General features: G+C 44.9%; 1 protein-coding gene. It reads left to right on the top strand.

The window, feature by feature from the left end; genetic code table 11:
- Positions 1–343: methyl-accepting chemotaxis protein (locus BCT81_RS04860; protein WP_133152553.1), on the top strand; the 343-nt coding region annotated here is incomplete at its 5' end.
- Positions 344–445 lie beyond the last annotated feature (102 nt).

Here is a 445-nt window from a genome sequence, read left to right as displayed (position 1 = left end):
GGTGGTAAGTGCGATTCAAAGCCAGATGCAAGCATCGATGACTGAAATTGGCGAGTGTAACCAGCAAGGTCAGCTAACGCTTAAAGATTCAGAAGAACTGGATGCTAGCTTGCAGCTTATCTTAAGCGACATGCAGAGCATTCAAGGTAACTCTGAACGCATTGCGTCTGCAATAGAAGAGCAGGGTGCTGTGATGGCACAAGTGAGTGACTCCATCACGGAACTCAATGCCATCTCACACGATAACAATGCCTCAGCACAGCACTGTTTAGTTGAAGTAGACAAAGTGGCAGAGCAAGCCCATGAGATGGATAAAGCAGTCGCACAGTTCAAAACGTCCTAATCAAGCACCAAAATAACTAAAACCAAAGGCGCAGACTATCTGCGCCTTTTTTGTATTTGAGAGGTATGGACAAATACGAAGATAGAGGATTAAGAATAAGGC

The sequence above is a fragment of the Vibrio sp. 10N.261.52.A1 genome (assembly GCF_002876325.1).
Lineage (GTDB): Bacteria > Pseudomonadota > Gammaproteobacteria > Enterobacterales > Vibrionaceae > Vibrio > Vibrio chagasii.
This window is presented reverse-complemented; position numbering and strand designations above follow the sequence as displayed.